The organism is Pseudomonas pisciculturae, assembly GCF_015461805.1.
GTDB classification, from domain to species: domain Bacteria; phylum Pseudomonadota; class Gammaproteobacteria; order Pseudomonadales; family Pseudomonadaceae; genus Aquipseudomonas; species Aquipseudomonas pisciculturae.
Window position 1 is genome coordinate 143,423 of sequence record NZ_JACVZE010000007.1, and the last position, 25,070, is coordinate 168,492.

Sequence of the window (25,070 nt, forward strand, 5' to 3'; positions counted from 1 at the left end):
ATGAGGGCCGACCTGCCCCACAAAACTATCAGGCATAAAAAAGCCCCGAACCAGTCGGGGCTTTTTATTTTCAGCGCGTCACTCAGACCTGTGGGTCGCCCACATGCAGGATCTTCATGCCGTTGGTGCCACCCGTGGTGTGGTAGCTGTCGCCCTTGGTCAGGATGACCCAGTCGCCTTTTTCCACGACGCCGCGTTTGACCAACTCATCGATGGCCGCCTGGCTGACTTCGTTAGGTGCCAGCGAAGCCGGGTCGAACGGGATGGTGTACACGCCACGGAACATCGCTGCGCGGGCCTGGGCTTCGCGGTGCGGGGTGAACGCGTAGATTGGCACCGAGGAACGGATGCGCGACATGATCAACGGCGTGTAACCACTTTCGGTCAAGGCGATGATCGCTTTAACGCCAGGGAAATGGTTAGCCGTGTACATGGCGGCCAAGGCGATGCTTTGGTCGCAGCTTTCGAACTCTTTGCCGATACGGTGGCTGGAGGTCTTGCTGGTAGGGTGCTTTTCAGCGCCGATGCAGATACGCGCCATCGCCTGCACCGCTTCCAGCGGGTATGGGCCAGCAGCACTTTCAGCCGAGAGCATCACGGCGTCGGTGTAGTCGAGCACGGCGTTGGCCACGTCGGACACTTCGGCACGGGTCGGCATCGGGTTCTGGATCATCGACTCCATCATCTGGGTCGCCACGATCACCGCTTTGTTGTGACGGCGTGCGTGCAGGATGATCTTCTTCTGGATACCGATCAGCTCGGCGTCACCGATTTCAACGCCCAGGTCGCCACGAGCAACCATCACGGCATCGGAAGCCTTGATCAGGCCGTCGAGGGTTTCGTCGTTGGCCACGGCTTCGGCGCGTTCAATCTTCGCCACCAACCAGGCAGTGCCGCCGGCTTCGTCGCGCAGTTTACGGGCGTATTCCATGTCGGCTGCGTCGCGAGGGAAGGACACGGCGAGGTAGTCCACTTCCATTTCGGCGGCGAGCTTGATGTCGGCTTTGTCTTTTTCAGTCAGGGCTGGAGCGGTCAGGCCACCACCGCGACGGTTGATGCCTTTGTGGTCCGACAGCGGGCCGCCGATGATCACGGTGCAGTTCAGTTCAGTGACGGTGGCGGTGTCGACACGCATCACAACGCGGCCGTCATCGAGCAGCAGTTCATCACCGACGCCGCAGTCTTTGACCAGGTCCGGGTAGTCGATACCCACAACGTCCTGGGTGCCTTCGGTCAGCGGGTGGCTGGTGGAGAAGGTGAACTTGTCACCGATCTTCAGCTCGATACGCTTGTTGGCGAATTTGGCGATACGGATTTTCGGGCCTTGCAGGTCACCCAGCAGTGCCACGAAGCGGCCGTGCTTGGCAGCCAGGTCACGCACCAGCTTGGCACGAGCCTTGTGCTCGTCCGGGGTGCCGTGGGAGAAGTTCAGACGGGCAACGTCCAAACCAGCCAGAATCAGCTGTTCGAGGACTTCCGGCGAGTTGCTGGCCGGGCCAAGGGTGGCGACGATTTTGGTACGACGGACGGACATGCACAGACTCCTGAGTTCAAGCGCTGAGGAAGGCTACTATGCTCTTTCGTTGTAGTCATTGTTCGTTTGCACTACTTATCGACGATTGACTTGTTTTCGCTGCGGCTGATTGCGAACAACCTTGAAGATTTTTGACGAGGGGTCGATACATTGCACAAGACAGGAGAACCCTCATGCGAATTTTGCTCGTTGCTGCCCTGGCCGTCAGTGTTGTCGGCTGTACCCGTTGGTCGATGGACCACCATTTGAACAACGCCTACCGCGCTTATAAGGTCGGTGATTGCGAACGTGTGACCCTGGAGTTGTCCCAGGTTGACCGCGAGAGCCGCACGCGGCGTTATGTGCAGCCGGAGGTTTCGATGTTGCGCGGGCAGTGCCTTGAGCGGCAAAAACTGTTTGTGGACGCGGCCCAAACCTACCAATTCATCATCAATCAGTACCCATCGAGCGAGTATGCCTATCGTGCCCGCGCACGGCTCGACACCCTGCAACAACTGGGGCACTACCCCGGCGCGAGGGTCGCTCAACCGCGTCCAGCGTCTTTGTGATGATATTCGTCATTTCATAGCTGGCCTGATGCCAGTCTTGGGCTATTCTTTGAACGTTCGTTTGTACAAGTTTTTATTCGAACGAATGCAGGGCCCGGATTCGGCAGATAGTTAGTGGCAAAGCGTTGTCTTTCGTCACACCGAGATCCAGGGAGAGCGAGGGCTTTTTACTCGTTCCGAATGACTGGCACGGCCAGAGTCATGGCCACAGGATGGCGATCTCACCATGTTTACCGACCGACGGATCGAGCGGCACCAGCTACCTTACTTCCTGCAAGTGTTTAACCGCTTCACCGACAAACCCATTGGCTTTTTGGGCAATGTGTCTGATGAGGGGCTGATGCTCATTAGCCAATTGCCCATGATGGTTGATGCGGACTTCGAGCTGCGCTTGAAGATTCCTGGCGTTGATGGCACCTTCCATGCAGTGGACCTCACGGCGACCTGTCTCTGGAGCCACGAGGACATCAACCCGCAACATTATGATTCAGGTTTCAGCGTGCTTCAGGCGCCCAAAGAATACGGGCAACTGATCAATGTGTTGATGCAGTACTTCAGCTTTGACCCTCTGCAGGCTTCAGCCTAGATACAGCGCGCCGTCGGCACGGTTTGGGCGTATTGCCCCAACCGTGACCGTGTGCTCTTTTTCTCAAAAAACGCCGGCTTTCTTCCAACCTAAATAGCGAGTGACCAGCGCCGCGCCAAGTTCCGATGGCAAGCTGTCCAGCACTGAAAGACCATGGGCACTCAAACGGTCATGCAGTTCGTCCCGCGTATTGAGGTAATCGACAGTGCCGCTGTACGCCAGGGCTTCGGGTAGGGTTTGTACGGGGGATTGGCGCAGTGTATCGAGTACTTCTTCGCGCAAACTGGCCACCAGCACCCGATGTTGACGGCTCATACGATTCACTGCTGTTAATAAGGCCTCATCGTCCTCATCCCGAAGGTTGGTTACCACAATCACCAACGCTCGGCGTTTCTGCCGGGCCAGTAGTTGGTTGGCGGCCGCCTCGTAGTCGGCTGTTCGACGCGTGGTGTCCAGGTCATAGACCGCATTGAGCAGCACATTCAATTGGCCAGTGCCCTTGACCGGCGCCAAGTAGCGCGGTTGCTCGCCAGCGAAGGTGCACAACCCCACGGCATCGCCTTGGCGCAAGGCAACATAGCTCAGCAGCAGGCAGGCGTTGAGAGCGTGGTCAAAGTGTGACAACTCGTCATCCTGGCTGCGCATGCGGCGGCCGCAATCGAGCATGAACACGATCTGCTGGTCACGCTCGTCCTGGTATTCCCTGGCGATCGGCGTGCGCTGGCGCGCGGTGGCCTTCCAGTCGATCTGGCGCAGGCTGTCGCCCTCGCGAAATTCACGCAATTGATGAAATTCCAGGCCCAGACCACGCCGCTGGTGTTGTCGTACCCCCAGTTGGCTCAGCCAGTTATCCACCCCCAGTAGCTGTGCCCCATACAGTCGAGCAAAGTCAGGGTAGACGCGCGTGGCGTCGCTGACCTCGATAAAACGCCGCGCCGACCACAGCCCCAAAGGGCTGGGCAGGTGGACTTCGCAGCGGTTGAAACTGAAATGCCCGCGCTGCACTGGGCGCAAGCGATAGCCCAGTTCGCTGCGTTCACCCGGGCGCAGTTCGATGGACTGGGGCAGGTTCTCCACGGTGAGCCCGTCGGGAACGTGGTCGAGCACCTGTACCGTCATTGGCTGCAGATTGTCGTGCTCCAGTGTGAGGCGCACTTCGCCCCACCGACCCAGTGCCAGGCTGCCAGGCATGTGCCGGTGCACTCGCACAGGTGGCCGGCGACGCAGGCGTAAGGCGTCCAGCATGGCCAGCAGCGCCAGTGCCAGCAGCAATCCCCACGCTACTGAATGCACGGTTTCGGGCACTTTTAACTGCAACGCTGCCGCAGCGCCGAGCAAAATGTTCAGGCCCAGCAGTACGCCGAGCCAGTTCAGCAGTAGACGGGTGGGTTTCATGGACGACTCATTGTCGGGGCGCTGGTATCTGATCAAGCAACTGTTGTAGCACTTGGTCGACTTCCAGCCCGTCAATGTCCAATTCTGGCGCGATTCGCACCCGATGACGCAGTACGGCAAGCGCGCAACCCTTGATGTCATCCGGCGTGACGAATTCGCCACCGCGCAGCAGCGCGCGGGCGCGGGCGCCACGCACCAACGCGATGGACGCCCGGGGGCCGGCGCCGATGGCCAGCCCTGGCCAACTGCGGGTTGCGCGCGCGAGGCGTACGGCATAGTCGAGTACTTGTTCATCCAAGGCCAACTCGCTGGTGATCTGTTGCAGTTGCAGTACATCTTGAGCCTGGAGCACCGTGCGCAGCGGATGCACATCCAGCATGTCGGCCCGGGACGAACGGGTCACTTCACGTACCATTTCCAACTCCTGCTGCGCATCGGGATAATCCATGCGCACCTTGAGCATAAAGCGGTCCAGTTCCGCTTCTGGCAGTGGGTAGGTACCCTCCTGTTCGATCGGATTCTGAGTCGCCAGAACCATGAAGGGTTGGCCGATGGGCAGCGCCTCGCCTTCAAGGGTTACTTGCCGTTCCTGCATGGCTTCAAGCAAGGCGGCCTGGGTCTTGGCCGGGGCTCGGTTGATTTCGTCTGCCAGCAACAAGTGAGTGAATACCGGCCCTTTACGCAGTTTGAATTGCTCGGTGTGCAGGTCGTAGACCGCGTGGCCGGTGACATCACTGGGCATCAGGTCCGGAGTGAACTGAATACGTGCGAAGTCACCGTCGAAACACCGCGCCAAGGCACGTACCAGCAAGGTCTTGCCCAGGCCAGGCACGCCTTCAAGCAGCACATGGCCGCCAGCGAACAGCGCGGTGAGCACATCATCGATCACTTGGTCCTGGCCAATCACAGCTTTGCGTAGCTCAGCACGCAGGGCCCGGGCTTGCTGGCTAGCACGTTGCAGGGTTTCGCTGGTCAGGGCAGTCGCCGTTGGAAATTCATTCATAGGGCATTCCTGAGGGTTTGCAGGCATGCCACCTGCCGGCTGAAATCGGCGCTGGAAAGCCGTTTCGTCGGGAGTGGGCCGAGGGCCTGGCTGATGACATGAGAGGGTTGATGGGTCAGGTGCTCAAGCGCCTGCCACTGCTGCGCGTTATCGAGGTGTTCAAAACCGGGATGGCGGCGTCGGGCTGCACGCAGGATGTCGCGCTGCAAGGCATGCAGCAGTGTGCCCTGACCGTTATGGCGCAGCAGGAAATCGGCGCTCGCTTTCAAATGTTCCTGTAACTGCCTGCGGGCCTTGGGGGCCGGTGCCTGGATCGGGCCTTGGCGCATGCCGACGTGCCAGAGAGCGAGACCGATCAAGGCAATGAGTGCTACCAAGGCCTGGGGGAAGTAGCGGATCAGCAGGGTGAGCAGATCATCCACGTCGCTGTTGAACAGCAAGGTTACCGCTGTGCCCTGGCCCAAATACCACAGCAGCCAGGCGTTGTCGTGTTTGCCGATATTGGCGTTTTTCCACAGGTCGCTGTCGGTGATAACCGTCACGCGACCGTTTCCGAGGTTGAGTTGCATCAGGTGGCTTGAGTTGGCGCTGTTGGCTGAAAATTGCGCCAGGTGCCTGGGGTCGGTGAGGTTGAAGTCGGTGTCGAAGCTGAAATAGGCCGGCGGGGTTTCATTGTCGACGTACAGCTTGGTGAGGTCCGGTGCTTTCTTTTTCCGCGCCGTTGCAGGATCGTCGGGCTCATCACTCAAGACCTGGTGGATATGCAGACGATCCAGCAGCAAATCGCCGCTTTTACCGGTTTCTTCATCCCACAGTGCTTCGGCTACCAACAACAGATGGCCGCCTGCCTTGGCCCACTGCAGTAGTTGCTCGACTTGGCGAGGCGACATGTTGCTGCGTTCGCCCAGTAATAAGAGGCTGTTGCCGCTTGGGGGCAGGGTAGTGAGTCGCTCAAGGCTACTGGCATGTTCTACGGTCAACCCTTGCTGGCTGAGGAATTGCTCGGCCGCCAGGTAGACATTCGCCACGGCTTGCGGGGAAGGGCCACGGTCGATCACTTCTTCATAGGGAATGGCTTTATGCCAGGCGTAGAAGGCACCCGCCCCCAACAGGCCTATCAACAGCAGGCCGACCCACAGTAACAGGCGGTTCATTGCGCGCTCCCCGAACTGAACAGAGCGCGCCAATCGCTGCATAGTTTTTGCTGGGCAGAAGCAGGGGGGAGGTGATGGCCATAGGCAAGATTTCGCCAGTGTCGGGTCAGCTCATCGCTGAAGGCCAGCAGTTGCGGTTGTTGCAACAGGTGAACACGGTCCAGGATCTGGCCTTCCGTGTCGGCGCTTTTAAGTGGCACGTTGAAGTCATGCAACAACTTGCTCAGCAGGCCGCGATACAGCAGGCCGAGGGCTTCCCGTGGCTGGGTAGGCCACAGTTGCTCGGCGAGTGCGGGGATATCGTCGGGAAAGGTTTCGGTGCCCAGTTCCAGCCCGAACAATTGTGTAGGCGCGGGCTTGGGCGTTTTTGGGGTGAGGGATGAACGGAGGCTGACAAAGGCGTGCAGCCAATCGCGGTAGCGCCAGACCAGCAACGCCAAGGCAACAACCAACAAACTCCACAAGAGCACTTCGAGGCCTTGGGCAACATGCTTGAAGGCGTTGCTGTCAAGGCTGTCGAGCACCGCTTGCAGCCAGGCTGGAAGTTTGCCGTCACGGTGCGCTTTGTTTGGAGCGGCCGGTTTTTCTTCGGCGAAGCGATAGCGGGTCACGGTCTCCGGATTTTTGAAAGGAGGCTTATCCAGCAATGATTTGATCGATTCACCGGCACTCTGAGGGCTCAGGGGTTTGGCGTTATCGGCCATGGCGGGTGGGTGGAAAGAGAGCATTAGACCGACTACCAGCAGTAACACTGGCGCCACGCTGCTCAGGCGTTGGCGAAGGCGGCGGAAGACCAGTTCCAGATCCCAGGCCTCCAAAGCGGTACGGCGATTGAGATAGAGGCTGAACCCGCAGGCCACATAGATAGGCTCCCAAAATATCAGGACCAGGGCGTAGAACGCATTGCTCAGGTGTTCCAGCCATAACCCTTCCGGGCTTGAAGCCAGTGCCAGGCGCTGCCAGTCCCAACCCAGTTCAACCTGCTGCGGGATAAAGAGATAAAACAGTGCCATGCAGCCGAACCACAGGCCGATCTCCAGATGCACGCCAATGAGGGTCAGCCAGCGGGCCCCACCGGCGTTACGTTGCAGCAGTACGCCGAGACGTTTTTGCCGCGCATCGCCATTTAGGCCTTCAAGCTGACTCACCGGCATGACAAAGCTGCGGCTCAGGCTCAGTCGCCGCCAAGTCAGGCTGGCCAGCAGTTGCCCCTTCAGTAGCCGTGGCCATTGGCGCACGGCCTGTTTGAGAGTGGGCGTTTCGCCAAACAAGGCTTTGGATAATATATAGAGAGGCAAGCGGTCGAACGCGGGTTTGAACCACCAGAACAGGAACATGGCCGTAGACGGATGTTTCCATAGCAATGCGGTGAGCAGGACAAACACCGGCAAGGTCACCAATGCCCAACTGCTCATCAATAACAGGCGATGTTCCCGAGCCATTAATACCCCAAGGTCCATGGCTTCCCAGGAGGTACGTGGACGGATCACTACGCTGGCATCACTCAGGCGCATGGCGAGTCCGTCCGGCAAGGGTCAGGTAGGCGGCCACCAACAACCAAAGCACCGCGCCCACCAGGTATTTGATCCAGGGCGCGATCTGGGTGGTGGACGACCAGTAGGCCTCGATAAATGCTGCAATTAACAGAAATATCATGACGCCGCATAGCATCTGCACGCTCTTGAGTGCGGCCAGCCGCAAGGATTCGCTACGCCTCAATTGCCCGGGTGCAATCAGCGCCCAGCCCAGTTGTAAACCTGCGGCACCGGCCAGGGCGATAGCGGTCAATTCGAAGGCGCCATGCCCGATAACGAACGACCAGAAGGTCTGGCCATAGCCGATTTCTGTCAGGTGCCCAGAAACCGCACCGATGATCAGGCCGTTGAAAATCAGGAAAAACACACTGCCCAGTCCAAACAGCAAGCCAGCGGCAAAGGTCTGAAAGGCGATGCCGATGTTGTGCATCACGTAGTAGCCAAACATCATCCAGTCTTCGCTCGATGCACGTTCGGCGGCACGGCCCAGGCGGCTCGCATTGGGGTCGTACATCCCCTGCATCTCGGCCACCTGCTGAGCGCTGACGATGCTGTAGATGAGGTCGGGAAACAGGTAGACCAACAACGCTATGCCCACCAGGCTGCCAAAAAACAGCAGGCTGGCGATCAGCACGAACCGCCACTGTTCGCGCACCAGCCGAGGGAAGTCGGCCAGTATGAACCCCAGCACATTGGCTGCCAGTTGGCTGCGATGGCGGTACATCTGTTGATGGCCACGCAGAGCCAGTTGTTGCAGTGGGTCTACCAGGTAACTGCTATAGCCGCGCTCTTGAGACAGGGCGAGGTGTTGGCACAGCCGTCGGTATTGATGAGGGAAATCGGCAACGTCACTGGCCTTGACCTTGCCTTGTTCCAACTGCGTGAGCTGATTGGCGAACGCTTGCCATTCGGGCTGGTGACGGCTTTCGAACAGGCTCTGTTTCATGTCGGCCCCAGTAGGCCACGGGCCACGCCATTGAGTTGCTCCGCGGCGCGGGCCGGAGAGACTTGCAACGGAGTCGCCAGGATCGAGGCCAGCTCGTGGACGCGCTCTGCGGACAATTCACCTTGGCGCTCCGCGAAGCCCAGGATAGCCCGTTGCTCGCTCAGCTCCAGTGCAAAGGGCAAGCGCAGGGCAGCAGCCTTGGGCACCTGGGGGCGCGCCAGTGGCTGTTCACGGTAGATCACCAGCGTACCAGCAGCCAGGTCGCCAAGGCGTTTGAAGTGAGGGTGTTGCAGGCAACTGATGGCGCCGAGAAAGTAGCCGAAGGGCAACATGTCCACGAAGCGCAGCAAATTGCGGATCAGCGATGCAGACCAGCCAATAGGCGTGCCGTCGTCTTGCACCACGCGCAGCCCCATGACCTGTTTGCCCGGCGAGCACCCCTGGTTGAGTACTTCGAACAGCACCATGTACCACCAGCTGACCAGGAACAACAACAGTGAGCCCAGGCCGATACCAATGTTGCCCAGTAACGCCAATGGCACCAGGAGCACTCCCATGACCACCCCGCGTACACCCAGGTCGAACGCAAAGGCCAGTGCGCGGGGCACCAGGCCAGCTGGGCGTAGGGGCAGGTCGATGCCCTCTGGCGTCTCGATCTGGTAGCGGGTATCCAATGGGGCTGATGGCATCGCGATCCTTGGCAGTGCAGAGCGGCTGGGAGACAGGGATGCTAGCAGTGTCGGCGATGGAAGCAACCATTCAAGATTTTGCTGGATGTTTGTACAGCTTATTTGGTGCTGGTCGCGGGGGCTGTCCAGCGCCTAGACTTTGTCGATCTTCAGTACAGGAATAGCCCGTGACCTCCATTTTCTGGTACGACTATGAAACCACCGGCATCAATCCGCGCAATGATCGTCCCCTTCAGGTAGCGGGTATCCGTACGGATTTCGAGCTCAATGAAATCGGCCCGCCGGTCAATCTCCATTGCCAACTCAGCGACGATATTCTGCCCCATCCGGCCGCCTGTGCGATTACCGGCATAACCCCGGATATATTGGCGGAAAAAGGCCTGGCCGAGGCCGACTTCATGACCCGGGTACACGCCGAACTGGCCGCCCCCGGTACTTGCGGCGCCGGCTACAACACCTTGCGTTTTGACGATGAAATGACGCGCTACAGCCTGTATCGCAACTTTTTCGACCCCTACGCACGAGAGTGGCAGGGCGGTAACAGTCGCTGGGACTTGATCGATGTGGTCCGCACCGCCTATGCCCTGAGGCCGGCAGGTATCGAGTGGCCGCAACAGGATGGACGGGTGACGCTCAAGCTCGAACGCCTGACCGAAGCCAACGGCATCGACCATGGCCAGGCCCACGATGCGCTGTCCGATGTACGCGCCACCATTGCGTTGGCGCGATTGATTCGTGAAAAACAACCTAAGTTGTACGACTGGCTATTCCAGCTGCGCAGCAAGCAACGGGTGATGGATCAGGTGCGCTTGCTGCAACCGATGGTGCATATCTCCGGGCGCTTTTCGGCCGAGCGTCATTACCTGGGCGTAGTGCTGCCGCTGGCCTGGCACCCGCGCAACCGCAATGCGTTGATTGTCTGCGACCTGGGGCTCGACCCCCAAGGGCTGCTGGACACAGACGCAGCTACTTTGCGCCAACGTCTTTATACCCGCCGCGATGACCTGGCTCCTGGCGAGTTGCCGGTACCCCTCAAATTGGTGCACATCAACCGCTGCCCGGTGGTTGCCCCATTGAACGTACTGCGGGCCGAAGATCGTGAGCGCCTGCAATTGGATATGGACAGTTATCAGGAGCGGGCACTGCGGCTAACCGACGCACAAGAACTTTGGCGCGATAAGTTGGCGGCTATTTACGCCGAAGAAGAATTTGCACCCACTACTGACCCGGAACAGCAGCTTTATGACGGTTTTATTGGTGACCGGGATAGGCGTTTATGCGAACAAGTCCGGGCAGCCGAGCCAGCGCAATTAGCGCGTCAGCAGTGGCCTTTTGATGATCATCGATTGCCTGAATTATTATTTCGCTACCGGGCGCGTAACTTCCCCGATACCTTGAACAGCGAGGAGCAACAACGCTGGAAACTGTTCTGCCAGCAGCGTTTGTCAAACCCGGAGTGGGGAGCACCGAATACCCTGGAGGCATTTAATCAAGCGCGGCTGGAGTTGGCTATTAGTGCGACACCATTTCAGCTCGGGGTACTGGACCAGTGGCAGGAATATGCTGACTCTTTAGCGGCGCGTGTGAATCTGTAGTCGTTTTTTTACACAGCCTGCGAGCAATAAAAAACGCCAGCTAGCTGGCGTTTTTCAATGTCTCGCGTATCAGGCGAGCCCGGCAAGGCTTAGCCCAGCAGGGTAGCCCAGCCTTCAACCACGTCACCGCCCCACTTGGCTTTCCACTCTTTCAGAGTTTTGTGGTTGCCACCTTTGGTTTCAATCACTTCGCCGTTGTGCGGGTTTTTGTATTGTTTGACCTTGCGAGCACGCTTGGTACCGGTAGTTTTCACGGCGCCACGTGGTGCTTTAACTTTCGACTCAGGGTCCAGCAGCGCGATGATGTCACGCAGGGATTTGGAGTATTCACCCATCAGGGTGCGAAGCTTGCCTTCGAATTCGAGCTCGGTTTGCAGTTTGTCGTCTTGGGACAGGTTCTTCAAACGGGCTTGCAGCTCTTTGATAGCTTCTTCGGTGGCACGGTATTCGTTGATCAGAGACATGTGGACTACCTTATGTAGAGCGCTGATTGACAGGGTAAGTGGCCCAATAATAGTCAGGCTGTTTGCCCAAGTAAACATTTAAGAGGGTATTTAGGTGAATTACATTGGATGTTTGTAGTCGCCCCTTGCAATCGAGTTAATTACTAGGTCGTATGCCTAAAAATAATCAGCCTCGAAATGCGAGTGCGCACTGAGCATGACGCAGTCAATTCATATTAAGGTGGTAAACCCTTAGGTTATTAAGGGGAAAGCCCGAAGCAGGGTGCCAGAATAAGCGTTAACGAATAATGCAGTTTTTCTGCGCAATGGCTAGAATGGCGGCCTTTGCGAAGTTCTGGAGTCTCCCCCTAATGCGCACTTTTCGGCTGGTGATTGCTTGCCCGGACCGGGTAGGTATCGTTGCCAAAGTCAGTAATTTTCTGGCGTCCCACAACGGCTGGATCACCGAGGCGAGCCATCACTCGGACAATCTCAGCGGTTGGTTCTTCATGCGTCACGAGATTCGTGCAGATTCGCTGCCGTTCGGTCTCGACGCCTTTCGCGAGGCCTTTGCGCCGATCGCGGAAGAGTTTTCGATGACCTGGCACATCACCGACACCGAGCAGAAAAAACGCGTGGTGTTGATGGCCAGCCGTGAGTCCCATTGCCTGGCCGACTTGCTGCACCGCTGGCACAGCGACGAACTGGACTGCGAAATCGCCTGCGTAATCTCCAACCACGATGACCTGCGCAGCATGGTCGAGTGGCATGGCATTCCGTACTACCACGTGCCGGTCAACCCACAGGACAAGGAGCCGGCATTCGCTGAGGTGTCCCGCCTGGTCAAGCAGCATGAAGCCGACGTCGTGGTGCTGGCGCGCTACATGCAGATCCTGCCGCCGGAACTGTGCCGCGAATACGCTGGCAAGGTGATCAACATCCATCACAGCTTCCTGCCGTCATTTGTCGGTGCCAAGCCTTATCACCAGGCCTCCCTGCGTGGCGTGAAGTTGATCGGCGCGACCTGCCACTACGTCACCGAAGAACTGGACGCCGGCCCGATCATCGAGCAGGACGTGGTACGCGTCAGCCACAGCGACAGCATTGAAGACATGGTGCGTTTTGGCCGTGACGTCGAGAAGATGGTGCTGGCCCGCGGCCTGCGTTACCACCTAGAAGATCGCGTGCTGGTGCACGGCAACAAGACGGTCGTGTTCTGATCAGCAGGTTGTGATTGAAGAAAGAAGGGCCTGGGCGTTAAATCGTCCCAGGCCCTTTTTCTTTGCCTGTCATTGAGGATTGAGCGATGAGCGACCCGTTGGATAAAGCCACATCCAAAGCCCCGGCGACCCTGGGGGAGGGGTGTTTGAGTCGCTATGACCCGGATGACCTGGACGCAGACGACGGCACCGAGTTTCCGGGTGCCGCCGAGTTGTGGGAGCGTGAGCGGGGCAAGCCCGAACCCACGGACGACTAAACACCCTGCAATCAGATCCGGAAGCTGCCCACCAATTGTTTCAATCTTGCCGCTTGTTGTTCCAAATCAGAGCAGGCACGCAGGGTTGATTGCAGGTTTTCCACGCCCTCCTGGTTGAGCGTATTGATCTCGGTAATGTCCATATTGATCGACTCCACCACTGAGGTTTGCTCTTCAGTGGCCGTGGCGACCGACTGGTTCATGCCGTCGATCTCACCAATGCGCTGAGTCACGCTGTTAAGTCGCTCGCCGGCAAGGTTGGCGATGTCCACGCTATCAAGGCTGTGGCGCTGGCTTTCACCCATGGTGCTGACCGAGTCCCGGGCGCCAACCTGCAACTCTTCAATCATCTTTTGAACCTGTTGGGCCGATTCCTGAGTGCGGTGCGCGAGGTTGCGGACTTCATCGGCGACCACCGCAAACCCGCGTCCGGCTTCCCCGGCGCGCGCCGCTTCAATGGCGGCGTTCAGCGCCAGCAGGTTGGTTTGCTGGGAGATGCTGGTGATCACTTCGAGAATCTGCCCGATATTCACCGTCTTGCTGTTAAGCGCTTCGATATTGCTGCTGGAGGCGCTGATCATCGCTGACAGTTGGTTCATCGCCTTGATATTGCGCTCCACCACTTGCTGGCCATCTTCGGCCAGATGCCGTGCGTCGCTGGCCTGGTGCGACGCCTGTGCCGCATTGCGGGCGATTTCCTGGGCGGCGGCGCCCAATTCGTTGATGGCAGCGGCGACGCTGTTGGTGCGGTTGGCCTGCTCGTCGGAGTTAACCATCGACGAGTTGGACGCGCTGACCACCCGCAGTGCCACTTCATTGACTTGCTGGGTGGCTGAGGACACTTCGCGAATCGATGTGTGAATCCGCTCCACAAAGCGGTTGAATGCATTACCCAACGTACCGAACTCATCGTGATTCTGGATGGTAAGGCGGCGGGTCAGGTCGCCCTCGCCGTCGGCGATGTCCTGCATGGCGCGGGTCATCAGGTGCAAGGGTTGTAACAGTACGCGGATCAGCATGCCCAGCAGGGCGATGATGATTACCACGGCAATCACCGTAGCGATGACCGCCGAGGTGCGAAACTCGCTGAGCATGGCGAAGGATTTGTCTTTATCCACCGAAATGCCGAGGTACCAGTTTACCGACGGCAATCCTTTAATCGGGGTAAAGGTCACAATGTTGTCTTTGCCGTTGGCCTCGACTTCGCTGAAGGCATTACTGATTTTCGGCGTGTTTTTCGGATACATGTCGGCCAGGGTTTTCATCACCAGGTCTTTGTTCGGATGCACCAGCACTTTGCCGTCGGCACTGACGAGGAACGCATAGCCTCGGCCGCCGAATTTCAGCGCACCGATGTTATCTACCAGGGTTTGCAGGCTCAGGTCTCCACCGACCACGCCGATGCTCTGGCCGGCCTTGGTGCTTGGGGTGGCGATGGAAATGATCAATTGGCCGGTGGCAGCATCAATGTAGGGCTCGGTGAGGGTCGAACCGTTGCTGCTCTGGGCGCCTTTGTACCAGGGGCGCACACGCGGGTCGAAACCGTCCGGCATCTTGGTGTCGGGGCGGATGGTGAAGGCCCCTGTGCTGTCACCTACGTAGGTCGCCATGAACGAAGATGTAAGCGTTTTCTGTTCCAGCACGCCCGCAGCCGCCTTGGGGTCGGTGGCGATGTTCTGCGCGGCGTTCTCTACCAAGGCAATGCGCCCAGTGAGCCAGGTTTGAATGTTGCCGGCAGTGACATCGCCCATTTCATGCAGGTAGCTATTGAGGTCATCACGGATGGCATTACGTTGCAGGTAGTCGTTGTAGAGGGTAAACAGTGCGAAAGCCGCAATGACGATAAGGGAGGCTGCAAGCAGGATTTTGTGGCTGAAACGCAGATTTTTATTCATGGCTTGTAGGGTCCGCTAAGGTCTTAATATCAATGCGCGCCCTTGTGGGATGCGCAGAATGGCAGCGTCAAAAAAGGTGTGATATTTCTTGTGAAAGCTCCTCTGCCTCCTGTAGGAACTATCTGACCTGTTTTTAGACTTCGTGGGTCTCACATCCGTCTATATCGACCTGGCGGCACTTAAGATTAACCATGGGTGACAAAATGCCTCACGCCACGCAACTCTTGATCGGCGCAGACCTTGAAGGCCGGCCAATCGCCCAGGCCATGCGCCTTGCCAACCGCCATGGGCTTATCGCCGGCGCCACCGGTACGGGCAAGACCGTCACCTTGCAGCGCCTGGCCGAAGCCTTCAGTGATGCCGGGGTGGCGGTGTTTGCCGCTGACATCAAGGGTGACCTTTGTGGTCTCGGCGCCGCCGCCAACCCCCAGGGCAAGGTCGCCGAGCGTATTGCCGGCATGCCGTTCCTGGGTTACACAGCCAAGGCTTATCCGGTGACGTTGTGGGATATCCACGGTCAATCCGGTCATCCTTTACGCACGACCATCAGCGAAATGGGCCCGCTGTTGCTCGGCGCTCTGCTGGAACTCACCGACAGTCAACAGTCGGCGCTCTACGCCACCTTTAAGGTGGCGGACCGTGAAGGTCTGTTGCTGCTGGACCTCAAGGACCTCAAGGCACTGCTTAATCACCTGCGTTATCACCCGGAACTGTTGGGCGACGATGCCGCGCTGATGACCACCGGCTCCAGCCAGGCGCTGTTGCGACGCCTCGCTGTTCTGGAGCAGCAGGGCGCCGAAGCCTTGTTTGGCGAGCCAGCGCTGCAGCTCGAAGATATCTTGCAGCCGGCCAGTGACGGTCGTGGGCGCATCCATTTGCTGGACGCCAGCCGGCTGGTGCACGAGGCGCCGAAGGTCTATGCGACGTTCCTGCTGTGGCTGCTGGCAGAATTATTCGAGCAGCTGCCGGAGCGCGGCGATGCGGAAAAACCGCTGCTGGCGCTGTTTTTCGATGAGGCACATTTGCTGTTCGCCGATACGCCCAAGGCGTTGCAGGAACGTCTTGAGCAGGTGGTGCGGCTGATCCGCTCCAAAGGGGTCGGGGTGTACTTTGTTACGCAGTCGCCCGGCGACCTGCCGGATAGCGTGCTGGCCCAACTGGGGCTGCGCATCCAGCATGGCCTGCGGGCTTTCACCACCAAAGAGCAAAAGTCGCTGCGGGCGGTGGCGGACGGTTTTCGGCCAAACCCGGCCTTTGATGCCTTGTCGGTGCTGACGGAGCTGGGCACGGGTGAGGCGTTGGTAGGTACGTTGCAGGAAAAAGGCACGCCGGAAGTCGTCCAGCGGGTATTGGTCGCGCCTCCGCAATCGCGGATCGGGCCGCTCAGCGAGGCAGAACGTGCGGCGCTGATCGCCAGTTCGCCCTTGCAAGGGCGCTACGACAAGCCAATCGATCGGGAGTCTGCCTATGAAGTGCTGATGGCGCGCAAGGAGCTGGGCCCGGCCGAAGACGCTGCGCCCGCAGCGGGCGAACCGAGCTTTACCGACAAGGCCGGTGCATTCCTGGGGACTACGGCGGGCAAGGCGCTCAAGTCAGCGATGCAGCAAGCGGCCAATCAAATGGGGCGTCAGCTGGTGCGGGGGCTGTTGGGGTCGTTACTGGGCGGTAGTAAACGTAAATAAGAGGTCATGCCTTGGGCTTGGCGTGGGCGGCCAGTCGCTCAAGCGCCGCGCGCAAGCCCGGGTCGCTGATGCCGTCGGCCGTTGCTTGAATGGTTTCGGCGGCATTTTCCGACAGATCCAGGGTGTGCCCCACCACGCCTTGCTGGACGGTAGGTGGCTGCACCTTGAACTGAATGCGCATCAGGCTGGCGAACTCGTCAAATGCCATCAATTGCCGCTGGAGGCGTTTTTGCTGGTACCGCAGCCGGGTCGCCCAATGGCCATCGGTGACAATTAATAGCAAATTACCTTCACGCCATGACGCCACATGACAATGTTCACGTGCCGCCGGTTGCAGTTGGCTTTCGACCAGGCGTTGCAGATGGCCCAAGCGTTGCGCATGGCCAAAGATGGCTTTCAACGGCTTGGCTTCGCGAAGCAACACGCTGGGCGCGCGGGCTGTAAGAGGGCGAAACGCCATGATCGGACACCTTAAGTAACAGAGCGGCCATCTTAGCAGAAAGCACCTGCACGCCCCCTGGCAATGCATCGGAGGGGCAAAGTCTGTGAAATCAATAGGTAACTTCTACGCTCCATGGGTTGAAGTTCCAGCAAAAGCCCTTATTTTAAACAAGCCCTCTCACAGCACCATGCCAGCATCGGGGAACAACGCCACTTTCCTCACCCACGATTCCGGGTAGAATGCGCGTTCGCATGCGGCCGTGAGGGCTGCTCGGGCCACTCACGGTGCGCCCTCCATCCCTATGTGTGGAAGAACCTGCCGATATGTTTGCGCCTTTGTTAAAGAAACTTTTTGGAAGCAAGAATGAGCGCGAAGTCAAACGCATGCTCAAGACGGTGCAGCTGGTCAATGCCTTCGAAGAGCAGATGGTTGCCCTGTCGGACGAGCAATTGCGCGCCAAGACCGAAGAGTTCAAGGCCCGCATAGCCAAAGGTGAAACCCTCGACAAGCTGCTGCCCGAAGCCTTTGCGGTCGCCCGTGAAGCCGGTAAGCGTGTCATGGGCATGCGCCACTTCGACGTTCAGTTGATCGGCGGCATGACCTTGCATGAAGGCATGATTGCCGAAATGCGTACCGGTGAAGGCAAGACCCTGGTAGCGACCCTGGGTGTTTACCTCAACGCACTGTCCGGCAAGGGCGTGCACGTTGTGACGGTGAACGACTACCTGGCTCGCCGGGACGCCAACTGGATGCGCCCGCTGTATGAATACCTCGGCCTGACCGTGGGTGTGGTATTGCCGTTCCAGCCGCCGGAAGAGAAGCGCGCCGCCTACGCGTGCGACATCACCTATGGCACCAACAACGAATTCGGTTTCGACTACCTGCGCGACAACATGGCGTTCAGCATGGATGAAAAATTCCAGCGTGAACTCAACTTTGCCGTGATCGACGAAGTCGATTCCATCCTCATCGACGAAGCCCGTACCCCGCTGATCATCTCCGGCCAGGCCGAGGACAGCTCGCGCCTGTACACCGAGATCAACAAGTTGATCCCGCGCCTGGAGCAGCACATCGAGGAAGTCGAAGGCGTAGTGACCAAAGAAGGTCACTTCAGCATCGACGAGAAGACCCGTCAGGTCGAACTCAACGAAGCCGGTCACCAGTTCGTCGAAGACATGCTGACCCAGATCGGCCTGCTGGCCGAGGGCGAGAGCCTGTACTCGGCGCACAACCTGGGCCTGTTGACCCACGTCTATGCCGGCCTGCGTGCCCACAAGCTGTTCCATCGCAACGTTGAATACATCGTGCAGGACGGCCAGGTCGTACTGGTTGACGAACACACCGGTCGTACCATGCCGGGTCGTCGTCTGTCCGAAGGCCTGCACCAGGCCATCGAAGCCAAGGAAGTGCTCAACATCCAGGCTGAAAGCCAGACGTTGGCGTCCACGACCTTCCAGAACTACTTCCGTCTGTACAACAAACTGTCCGGCATGACCGGTACGGCCGACACCGAAGCGTTCGAATTCCACCAGATCTACAGCCTGGCCGTGATGGTGATCCCGCCGAACAAGCCGCTGGCCCGTAAAGACTTCAACGACCTGGTGTTCCTGACTGCCGAAGAGAAATACGCGGCAATCATCAACGACATCAAGGACGGCATGGCCCAGGGTCGTCCGATCCTGGTGGGTACTGCCACCATCGAGACTTCCGAGCACGTGTCCAACCTGCTCAACAAGGAAGGCATCGAGCACAAGGTCCTCAACGCCAAGTTCCACGAAAAAGAAGCCGAGATCATCGCCCAGGCCGGTCGCCCAGGCGCGCTGACCATCGCCACCAACATGGCCGGTCGTGGTACCGACATCCTGTTGGGCGGTAACTGGGAAGTAGAAGTGGCCTCGCTCGATAACCCGACCCCTGAGCAGATCGCCCAGATCAAGGCTGACTGGCAGAAACGCCACCAGGCTGTGCTGGAATCCGGTGGCCTGCAGGTCATCGCTTCCGAGCGTCACGAATCGCGCCGTATCGACAACCAGTTGCGTGGCCGTGCCGGTCGCCAGGGTGACGCCGGTTCCAGCCGTTTCTACCTGTCGCTTGAAGACAGCCTGATGCGTATTTTCGCCTCGGACCGTGTGAAGAACTTCATGAAAGCCCTGGGCATGCAGTCCGGTGAAGCGATCGAGCACCGCATGGTGACCAACGCCATCGAGAAGGCACAGCGCAAGGTTGAAGGCCGCAACTTCGATATCCGTAAGCAACTGCTTGAGTTCGATGACGTCAACAACGAACAGCGTAAAGTGATCTATCACATGCGTAACACGTTGCTGGCCGCTGACAACATTGGCGAGACCATCGCTGATTTCCGTCAGGACGTGCTCAACGCCACCGTCAGCGCTCATATCCCGCCACAATCGCTGCCAGAGCAGTGGGATGTTGCCGGCCTGGAAGCTGCGTTGAAGAGCGACTTCGGTGTGGACTTGCCGGTTCAGCAGTGGCTGGACGAAGACGACCACCTGTACGAAGAAACCCTGCGCGAGAAGCTGATGACCGAGCTGCTGGCCGCGTACAACGAGAAAGAAGAGCAGGCGAGTGCCGAAGCACTGCGCACCTTCGAGAAGCAAATCGTACTGCGCGTGCTGGACGACCTGTGGAAAGACCACCTGTCGACCATGGACCACTTGCGTCACGGCATTCACCTGCGTGGCTACGCCCAGAAGAACCCGAAGCAGGAGTACAAGCGCGAGTCGTTCACGCTGTTCTCCGAGTTGCTGGATTCGATCAAGCGCGATTCGATTCGCGTGCTGTCCCACGTTCAGGTGCGTCGCGAAGACCCGATCGAGGAAGAAGCTCGCCTGCGCCAGGAAGCCGAGGCACTGGCTGCGCGCATGCAGTTCCAGCACGACGAAGCACCGGGCCTTGAAGCCCCGGAAGTATTGGGCGAGGAGGTCGATGTGGCCTTGGCTCAGACGCCGGTTCGCAATGACCAGAAGCTGGGCCGTAACGAGCTGTGCTACTGCGGTTCGGGCAAGAAGTTCAAACACTGCCACGGCCAGATCGAATAAGATTTTGCCCTGACGCTGCAACACCCTGCGCCGCGACCGGCCTCTGCCGTCGCGGCGTTTTGCCATTAACTTCACCGTCGATCACGACGGCACAGACACCCCTAATTTTTGAGGAGCGCATTCATGGCTGTTGGTCTTGGTCCTTTGCCCACATTGCACCCGGTTGCCGGTTTTGAACTCGGTATCGCTTCTGCCGGCATCAAGCGCCCTGGGCGCAAAGATGTGGTGGTAATGCGCTGTGCCGAAGGCTCGACTGTCGCCGGTGTATTCACCCTCAACGCCTTTTGCGCTGCGCCGGTGATCCTGGCCAAACAACGCGTGGCTGGCACCATCCGCTACCTGCTCACCAACACTGGCAATGCCAACGCCGGCACCGGCGAGCCAGGCTTGGTGGCGGCTGCGCGCACTTGCGCCAAGCTGGCCCAACTCACTGGTGTAGATGCCAGCCAGGTGCTGCCGTACTCCACCGGCGTGATCGGTGAGCCGCTGCCTGTCGAAAAAATCGAAGGCGCACTGCAAGCCGCGTTGGATGACCTGTCTGTGGATAACTGGGCCGCCGCTGCCACCGGCATCATGACCACTGACACCCTGCCAAAAGGTGCGAGCCGCCAGTTTGTGCACGAAGGCGTGACCGTCACCGTGACCGGTATCAGCAAGGGCGCGGGCATGATCCGCCCGAACATGGCCACCATGCTCGGCTACATCGCCACCGACGCCAAAGTTTCCCGCGACGTGCTGCACAGCCTGATCCTGGACGGCGCTAACAAGTCATTCAACCGCATCACCATCGACGGTGACACCTCGACCAACGACTGCTGCATGCTGATCGCTACCGGCCAGGCCGACTTGCCGGAAATCACCTCTGCCAGCGGCCCGCTGTTCGCGGCGTTGAAGCAGGCGGTATTCGAAGTGTGCATGGAAGTGGCCCAGGCCATCGTGCGCGATGGCGAAGGCGCGACCAAGTTCGTTACTGTTGAAGTCAATGGCGGCGGCAATCACCAGGAATGCCTGGACGTGGGCTACACCGTTGCCCACTCGCCGCTGATCAAGACGGCGCTGTTTGCCTCCGACCCGAACTGGGGCCGTATTCTCGCCGCCGTTGGCCGTGCCGGCGTGCCGGACCTGGACGTGAGCAAGATCGACGTGTTCCTCGGCGACGTGTGCATCGCCAGCCGTGGCGCCCGCGCAGAGACCTACACCGAAGCCCAGGGCTCGGCAGTGATGCAGCAGGAAGAAATCACCATCCGTATCGAACTGGGTCGCGGTGAGTGCAGCGAAACCATCTGGACCACTGACCTGTCCCACGAGTACGTGAAGATCAACGCGGAATATCGTACCTGATTGCCAAGAGGATAAGCGCGGTGAAACGAGTGCATGTAGCAGCAGCGGTGATCCGCGGTGTCGACGGCAGGATCCTGCTGGCGCGCCGCGCTGACACTCAGCATCAGGGCGGCCTCTGGGAGTTTCCCGGTGGCAAGGTGGAGGCCGATGAGTCGGTCGCCACCGCGCTGTCCCGCGAATTGCAGGAAGAGCTGGGCATCCAGGTCACCACGGCGCGGCCGCTGATCAAGGTGCAACATGACTACCCCGAAAAACAGGTGTTGCTGGATGTTTGGGAGGTATCGGCTTTTACCGGCGAACCCCATGGCGCCGAAGGGCAGCCGTTGGAATGGGTGGCGCCTCGGGATCTTCCCAATTACGAGTTCCCGGCGGCCAATGCACCGATCGTTGCTGCTGCGCGCCTGCCGGCTGAGTACTTGATCACGCCGGGTGAGCTTGAAACACCGACATTGTTGCGTGGTATCCAGAAAGCTATCGCCGGTGGCATCAAGCTGATTCAACTGCGTGCGCCCAATGGCTACGACCCCAAATACCGTGACCTTGCGGTAGATGCGGTGGGCCTGTGTGCGGGTAAGGCGCAGTTGATGCTCAAGGGGCCGTTTGAGTGGCTGGGGGATTTTCCTTCGGCCGGTTGGCACATGACCTCGGCGCAATTGCGCAAATATGCGAGCAAGGGTCGGCCATTGCCTAAAGACCGCTGGCTGGCGGCGTCTTGCCACAATGCTGAGGAACTGGCGCTGGCAGAGTTGATGGATGTGGACTTTGTCACGCTGTCGCCGGTGCAACCGACCCAGACACACCCCGATGCTCAGCCGTTGGGCTGGGAGCAGGCGGGGGAGTTGATCCGTGGCTTTAGCAAGCCGGTTTTTCTGCTGGGTGGGGTTGGGCCTGCTGAGCGGGAGAGGGCTTGGGAAGTCGGGGCCCAGGGCGTTGCTGGGATTCGGGCGTTTTGGCCTGAGGTTTGATGGTGTTTTGACGGGCCTCTTCGCGAGCAAGCCCGCTCCCACAGTTGACCGAGTTCTACCTTTGAAATGCGGTCGAATGTGGGAGCGGGCTTGCTCGCGAAGGCGTCAGATCAGACGCTGAATTATCAATGGGGTTTTGCAGCCGCCTGCCACAACACCTCTGCAACACCTTGGCGCTTGGCAATCACCCGCGCCGCCACAAACAACACATCCGACAACCGATTGATATACGCCAACCCCACGCCTTCCAACGGCTCGATTGCATTCAACTGCTGACACCGCCGCTCCGCACTGCGCGCCAGGCTGCGGCATACATGGGCCTGGGCGATCAACGCCGAGCCACCGGGCAGGATGAAGTTCTCCAGCGGGCCTACTTCTTCGTTCCAGCGATCAATCGCCGCTTCCAGGCGGTCCACTTCGGCTGCATTCAGCGCTTTGTATACCGGCATCGCCAGTTCGCCACCGAGGTCAAAGAGGCGATGCTGGCAAGGTGTGAGCACCTCAATCACGTCCTTTAACTCCGGGTGCTTGCCGCTCTGTTCTTCCAGGTTGGCCAACAACAACCCCAGCTGGCTGTTGAGCGTATCCACCTCACCGATGGCCTCCACCCGCGGGTGGTCCTTGGGCACACGGCGGCCGTCACCGAGGCCGGTTTCACCTTTGTCGCCGGTGCGGGTGTAGATCTTCGACAGGCGAAAGCCCATGGTCATTGCTCCAGTTGGGTGAGGTCGTAGGGTGGCAGTTGGCTGCCGGCCAAGGGCAGGCGCAGGGTGAAACACGTGCCTTGGCCGGGGGTGGAATGCACTTCCATCTGGCCCTTGTGGTTGTTGGTGATGATGAAATACGACACCGACAGCCCAAGCCCGGTGCCCTGGCCTATTTCCTTGGTGGTGAAGAACGGCTCGAAGGTGCGTTTGCGCACGTTCTCGCTCATGCCGATGCCGTTGTCTTCTACTTGGATCTCCGCCCATGGCGGGTTGAGGCGGGTGCGCAGGATGATGCGCCCTGGTTCGCTATCGTCGGCCCGCAGGTGAATGGCCTGGGCGGCGTTTTTCAGCAGGTTGAGCAACACTTGCTCAAGCTCGTTGGCGGTGCCGGGCACCGGGCCGAGTTGGGGGTCGAACTGGCGAATGATCGCCTGGCCCTTGAAGTCGAAGCCGATGGCCAGGTCGAAGTCGTTACCGGCGATTTCCACCGCTTGGTCAATCAAGGCGGGCAAGTCGCACGGGGCCATCTGCCGGTTGCTGCGACGGCTGAAGCTGAGCATATGGGTCACGATTTTCGCCGCCCGTGCCCCGGCCTGTTGTATGCCGTCGAGCAGTTGCGGCACTTCGCGACTTTGCAGGTAGTGGTTGACCGTTTCCAGTTCGATACCGGCCTGTTCGGCGTGTTCCAGGTTTTTCGGCAGGTCGGGTGACAGGCGTCGGCGGATGTTCTGCACGTTATGCAGGATCGCCCCCAGCGGGTTATTGATCTCATGGGCCATGCCTGCTGCCAGCCCACCCACCGAGAGCATTTTCTCCGACTGCACCATCATTTCTTCCAGGGACAGGCGCTGGGTGATGTCGTCAATACGGATCACTACGCCACGCCCGGCGCCGCCCATCAGCGGGTAGAAGGTCAGGGCGTAATGCTTGGCTTCGTCGTCCTTGACCCACGTGACGCGCTCGATACGTTCCACGGTGTGTTGCTCGACGGTGGCGCGGATCTGCGGCAGGTACGGCTTGAGTGGTTGGAACGCGAGGTAGATCGGCTGGTTCAAGGCTTCGTCCAGGCGGGTGCCGGAGAGGGCGCTGGCTTCCTGGTTCCATTGCGTTACGTAGAGTTGTTCGTCCAAGGCGATGAGCGCCGAGGGCATGGAGTCGATGATGCTGTTCAGGTAATTCTGAAAGCCGGTGAGTTTCTTCTCGATCTTGCTGCGCACCTGCACCTCCAACTCCAGCTTGCGGTTGGTGTGGCGCGTTTCTTCGGCCAGCCCTTGGGCTTGAGCGTAAGCGGCCTGGGAATCGTCCCGTGCACGCTTGAGTTGCTGCTCGCGGGCTTCGATACGCGACAGCATGGTGTTGAAGGCTTCGGCCAGGCTGCCGATTTCATCGTGATTACCGCGACCGGCGCGCAGGGCGTAGTTCTCTTCGCGGGTGACCTGGCGCGACAGCTCTTCCAGCTCATGGATCGGCCGGGTGATCAGGCGTTTGATCTGCCGAGCGATGATCAGCCACAGCAACACGCTGAAAATCAGGATGCCCAGGCTGGCCGTCAACGTGCCGGTATAGAAGGCGACCGGCAGCTCGCTGCTGGCCACCAGCAACAAGTGCCCCGGCGGAAGGCCGGCGCGGGGCAGGGTGATGATCTGGTTGCTGCGAAACTCGGTGACGCGCCAGGCCTCGATATGTCGGTAGGTGTCTGGCAGGTGCAGGCGGTCGCCATGTTGCATCTGCGCCAGGCGGTTGCCTTCGCTGTCGTAGAGGGCGGCGGCGCGCAACGGCGAGTAACTGGTCAGCTCATTGAGCAAGGCGTTGGCCTTGTCGGGCGATTCGAGGGCTTCAGCGGCGAGGGCCGGGTTGGACACCAGGCGACCGATGGCCTGCAAGGCCTGGGGGGCCATGCTTTCCTGGGAGATCCAGTAGGCGGCGCTGATAAACGTGAGGTTGGCCACCAGCAAGACGGTGGTCAACAGCACCAGCAGGGCGGCCAGCAGTTTCTGCCCTACCGGTAGATTTTCTAGACGCTGGCGCAGCGGCATCAGGGTTTTCCCAGGTGATAGACAGGCGGGCAGGGTAG

Annotated in this window: 21 protein-coding genes and 1 pseudogene; 9 read left to right on the forward strand and 13 right to left on the reverse strand. The window is 59.3% G+C overall.

Features of this window, described 5'->3' with window-relative positions:
• Positions 1–82: 82 nt before the first annotated feature.
• A complete protein-coding gene (gene pyk, locus ICY20_RS19700; RefSeq protein ID WP_194938399.1) occupies positions 83–1,534 on the reverse strand; it encodes a pyruvate kinase in 1,452 nt (483 codons plus the stop codon).
• A gap of 173 nt (positions 1,535–1,707) precedes the next feature.
• On the opposite strand from pyk, the gene ICY20_RS19705 reads away from it, so the two are divergent.
• The gene (locus tag ICY20_RS19705; protein ID WP_159955468.1) at positions 1,708–2,082 is read left to right on the forward strand and encodes a tol-pal system YbgF family protein; all 375 of its coding nucleotides are present in this window, start codon (positions 1,708–1,710) and stop codon (positions 2,080–2,082) included.
• 226 nt (positions 2,083–2,308) lie between these two features.
• Positions 2,309–2,668, forward strand: coding sequence for a PilZ domain-containing protein (locus tag ICY20_RS19710; protein ID WP_159955470.1), 360 nt, complete (start codon positions 2,309–2,311; stop codon positions 2,666–2,668).
• 63 nt (positions 2,669–2,731) lie between these two features.
• Here the strand turns inward: ICY20_RS19710 and ICY20_RS19715 are convergent, their stop codons facing one another.
• Genes ICY20_RS19715 through ICY20_RS19740 form a run of 6 tightly spaced genes read right to left on the reverse strand, consistent with a single transcriptional unit; the run spans position 2,732 to position 9,390 of the window.
• A complete protein-coding gene (locus tag ICY20_RS19715; protein ID WP_194938400.1) occupies positions 2,732–4,063 on the reverse strand; it encodes a DUF58 domain-containing protein in 1,332 nt (443 codons plus the stop codon).
• A gap of 7 nt (positions 4,064–4,070) precedes the next feature.
• Entirely contained in the window at positions 4,071–5,066 is a 996-nt protein-coding gene (locus tag ICY20_RS19720) for an AAA family ATPase (RefSeq protein ID WP_194938401.1), read from the reverse strand.
• Positions 5,063–6,220 carry a DUF4350 domain-containing protein gene (locus tag ICY20_RS19725; RefSeq protein ID WP_159955476.1) on the reverse strand — a complete coding sequence of 386 codons (1,158 nt, stop codon included), beginning with the start codon at positions 6,218–6,220 and terminating at the stop codon, positions 5,063–5,065. Before ICY20_RS19725 ends, ICY20_RS19720 begins: the two co-directional genes overlap by 4 nt.
• Positions 6,217–7,734 carry a DUF4129 domain-containing protein gene (locus ICY20_RS19730; RefSeq protein WP_159955478.1) on the reverse strand — a complete coding sequence of 506 codons (1,518 nt, stop codon included), beginning with the start codon at positions 7,732–7,734 and terminating at the stop codon, positions 6,217–6,219. The genes ICY20_RS19725 and ICY20_RS19730 overlap by 4 nt, the downstream gene beginning before the upstream one ends.
• Positions 7,721–8,701, reverse strand: a complete 981-nt coding sequence (locus ICY20_RS19735) for a stage II sporulation protein M (protein WP_194938402.1) — start codon at positions 8,699–8,701, stop codon at positions 7,721–7,723. Before ICY20_RS19735 ends, ICY20_RS19730 begins: the two co-directional genes overlap by 14 nt.
• Positions 8,698–9,390: an RDD family protein gene (locus tag ICY20_RS19740; protein ID WP_159955482.1), complete on the reverse strand. Its 693-nt coding sequence runs from the start codon at positions 9,388–9,390 to the stop codon at positions 8,698–8,700. The genes ICY20_RS19735 and ICY20_RS19740 overlap by 4 nt, the downstream gene beginning before the upstream one ends.
• Positions 9,391–9,557: 167 nt before the next feature.
• Here ICY20_RS19740 and sbcB point away from each other — a divergent pair, with 167 nt between their 5' ends.
• On the forward strand, positions 9,558–10,985 hold the full coding sequence (gene sbcB / locus ICY20_RS19745; RefSeq protein WP_194938403.1) for an exodeoxyribonuclease I: 1,428 nt from the start codon (positions 9,558–9,560) through the stop codon (positions 10,983–10,985).
• Positions 10,986–11,074: 89 nt separating this feature from the next.
• Here the strand turns inward: sbcB and mvaT are convergent, their stop codons facing one another.
• Positions 11,075–11,449, reverse strand: coding sequence for a histone-like nucleoid-structuring protein MvaT (gene mvaT / locus ICY20_RS19750; protein ID WP_005790963.1), 375 nt, complete (start codon positions 11,447–11,449; stop codon positions 11,075–11,077).
• 350 nt (positions 11,450–11,799) lie between these two features.
• Between mvaT and purU the strand changes: the two genes are divergently transcribed.
• Together purU and ICY20_RS19760 are read left to right on the forward strand one after the other, a co-directional pair.
• Positions 11,800–12,648, forward strand: coding sequence for a formyltetrahydrofolate deformylase (gene purU, locus ICY20_RS19755; RefSeq protein ID WP_071489376.1), 849 nt, complete (start codon positions 11,800–11,802; stop codon positions 12,646–12,648).
• An 86-nt stretch (positions 12,649–12,734) separates the two neighbouring features.
• Positions 12,735–12,905, forward strand: a complete 171-nt coding sequence (locus ICY20_RS19760; protein ID WP_194938404.1) for a hypothetical protein — start codon at positions 12,735–12,737, stop codon at positions 12,903–12,905.
• Positions 12,906–12,916: 11 nt separating this feature from the next.
• Here the strand turns inward: ICY20_RS19760 and ICY20_RS28475 are convergent, their stop codons facing one another.
• Both ICY20_RS28475 and ICY20_RS28480 read right to left on the reverse strand, forming a co-directional pair.
• Positions 12,917–13,681, reverse strand: a complete 765-nt coding sequence (locus tag ICY20_RS28475) for a methyl-accepting chemotaxis protein (RefSeq protein WP_407692639.1) — start codon at positions 13,679–13,681, stop codon at positions 12,917–12,919.
• Between the two features lie 93 nt (positions 13,682–13,774).
• A pseudogene (locus ICY20_RS28480) lies at positions 13,775–14,800 on the reverse strand (HAMP domain-containing protein); the annotation flags it as partial.
• A 203-nt stretch (positions 14,801–15,003) separates the two neighbouring features.
• Between ICY20_RS28480 and ICY20_RS19770 the strand changes: the two are divergent.
• The gene (locus ICY20_RS19770) at positions 15,004–16,482 is read left to right on the forward strand and encodes a helicase HerA-like domain-containing protein (protein WP_159955794.1); all 1,479 of its coding nucleotides are present in this window, start codon (positions 15,004–15,006) and stop codon (positions 16,480–16,482) included.
• A 4-nt stretch (positions 16,483–16,486) separates the two neighbouring features.
• On the opposite strand, the gene ICY20_RS19775 is transcribed toward ICY20_RS19770, so the two are convergent.
• Positions 16,487–16,942 carry a DUF721 domain-containing protein gene (locus ICY20_RS19775; RefSeq protein ID WP_159955490.1) on the reverse strand — a complete coding sequence of 152 codons (456 nt, stop codon included), beginning with the start codon at positions 16,940–16,942 and terminating at the stop codon, positions 16,487–16,489.
• 305 nt (positions 16,943–17,247) lie between these two features.
• Between ICY20_RS19775 and secA the strand changes: the two genes are divergently transcribed.
• The 3 genes from secA (at position 17,248) to ICY20_RS19790 (ending at position 22,289) form a co-directional block, all read left to right on the forward strand.
• On the forward strand, positions 17,248–19,983 hold the full coding sequence (secA, locus tag ICY20_RS19780; protein ID WP_159955492.1) for a preprotein translocase subunit SecA: 2,736 nt from the start codon (positions 17,248–17,250) through the stop codon (positions 19,981–19,983).
• Between the two features lie 123 nt (positions 19,984–20,106).
• Positions 20,107–21,324, forward strand: a complete 1,218-nt coding sequence (argJ, locus tag ICY20_RS19785) for a bifunctional glutamate N-acetyltransferase/amino-acid acetyltransferase ArgJ (protein WP_159955494.1) — start codon at positions 20,107–20,109, stop codon at positions 21,322–21,324.
• A 20-nt stretch (positions 21,325–21,344) separates the two neighbouring features.
• A complete protein-coding gene (locus ICY20_RS19790) occupies positions 21,345–22,289 on the forward strand; it encodes a Nudix family hydrolase (RefSeq protein ID WP_194938406.1) in 945 nt (314 codons plus the stop codon).
• A gap of 125 nt (positions 22,290–22,414) precedes the next feature.
• Here ICY20_RS19790 and ICY20_RS19795 read toward each other — a convergent pair whose 3' ends face one another.
• Both ICY20_RS19795 and ICY20_RS19800 read right to left on the reverse strand, forming a co-directional pair.
• Positions 22,415–22,993 carry a cob(I)yrinic acid a,c-diamide adenosyltransferase gene (locus ICY20_RS19795; RefSeq protein WP_159955498.1) on the reverse strand — a complete coding sequence of 193 codons (579 nt, stop codon included), beginning with the start codon at positions 22,991–22,993 and terminating at the stop codon, positions 22,415–22,417.
• 2 nt (positions 22,994–22,995) lie between these two features.
• Positions 22,996–25,032 (reverse strand): sensor histidine kinase, encoded by a 2,037-nt coding sequence (locus ICY20_RS19800; protein WP_194938407.1) that lies wholly within the window; start codon positions 25,030–25,032, stop codon positions 22,996–22,998.
• Positions 25,033–25,070: the final 38 nt, after the last annotated feature.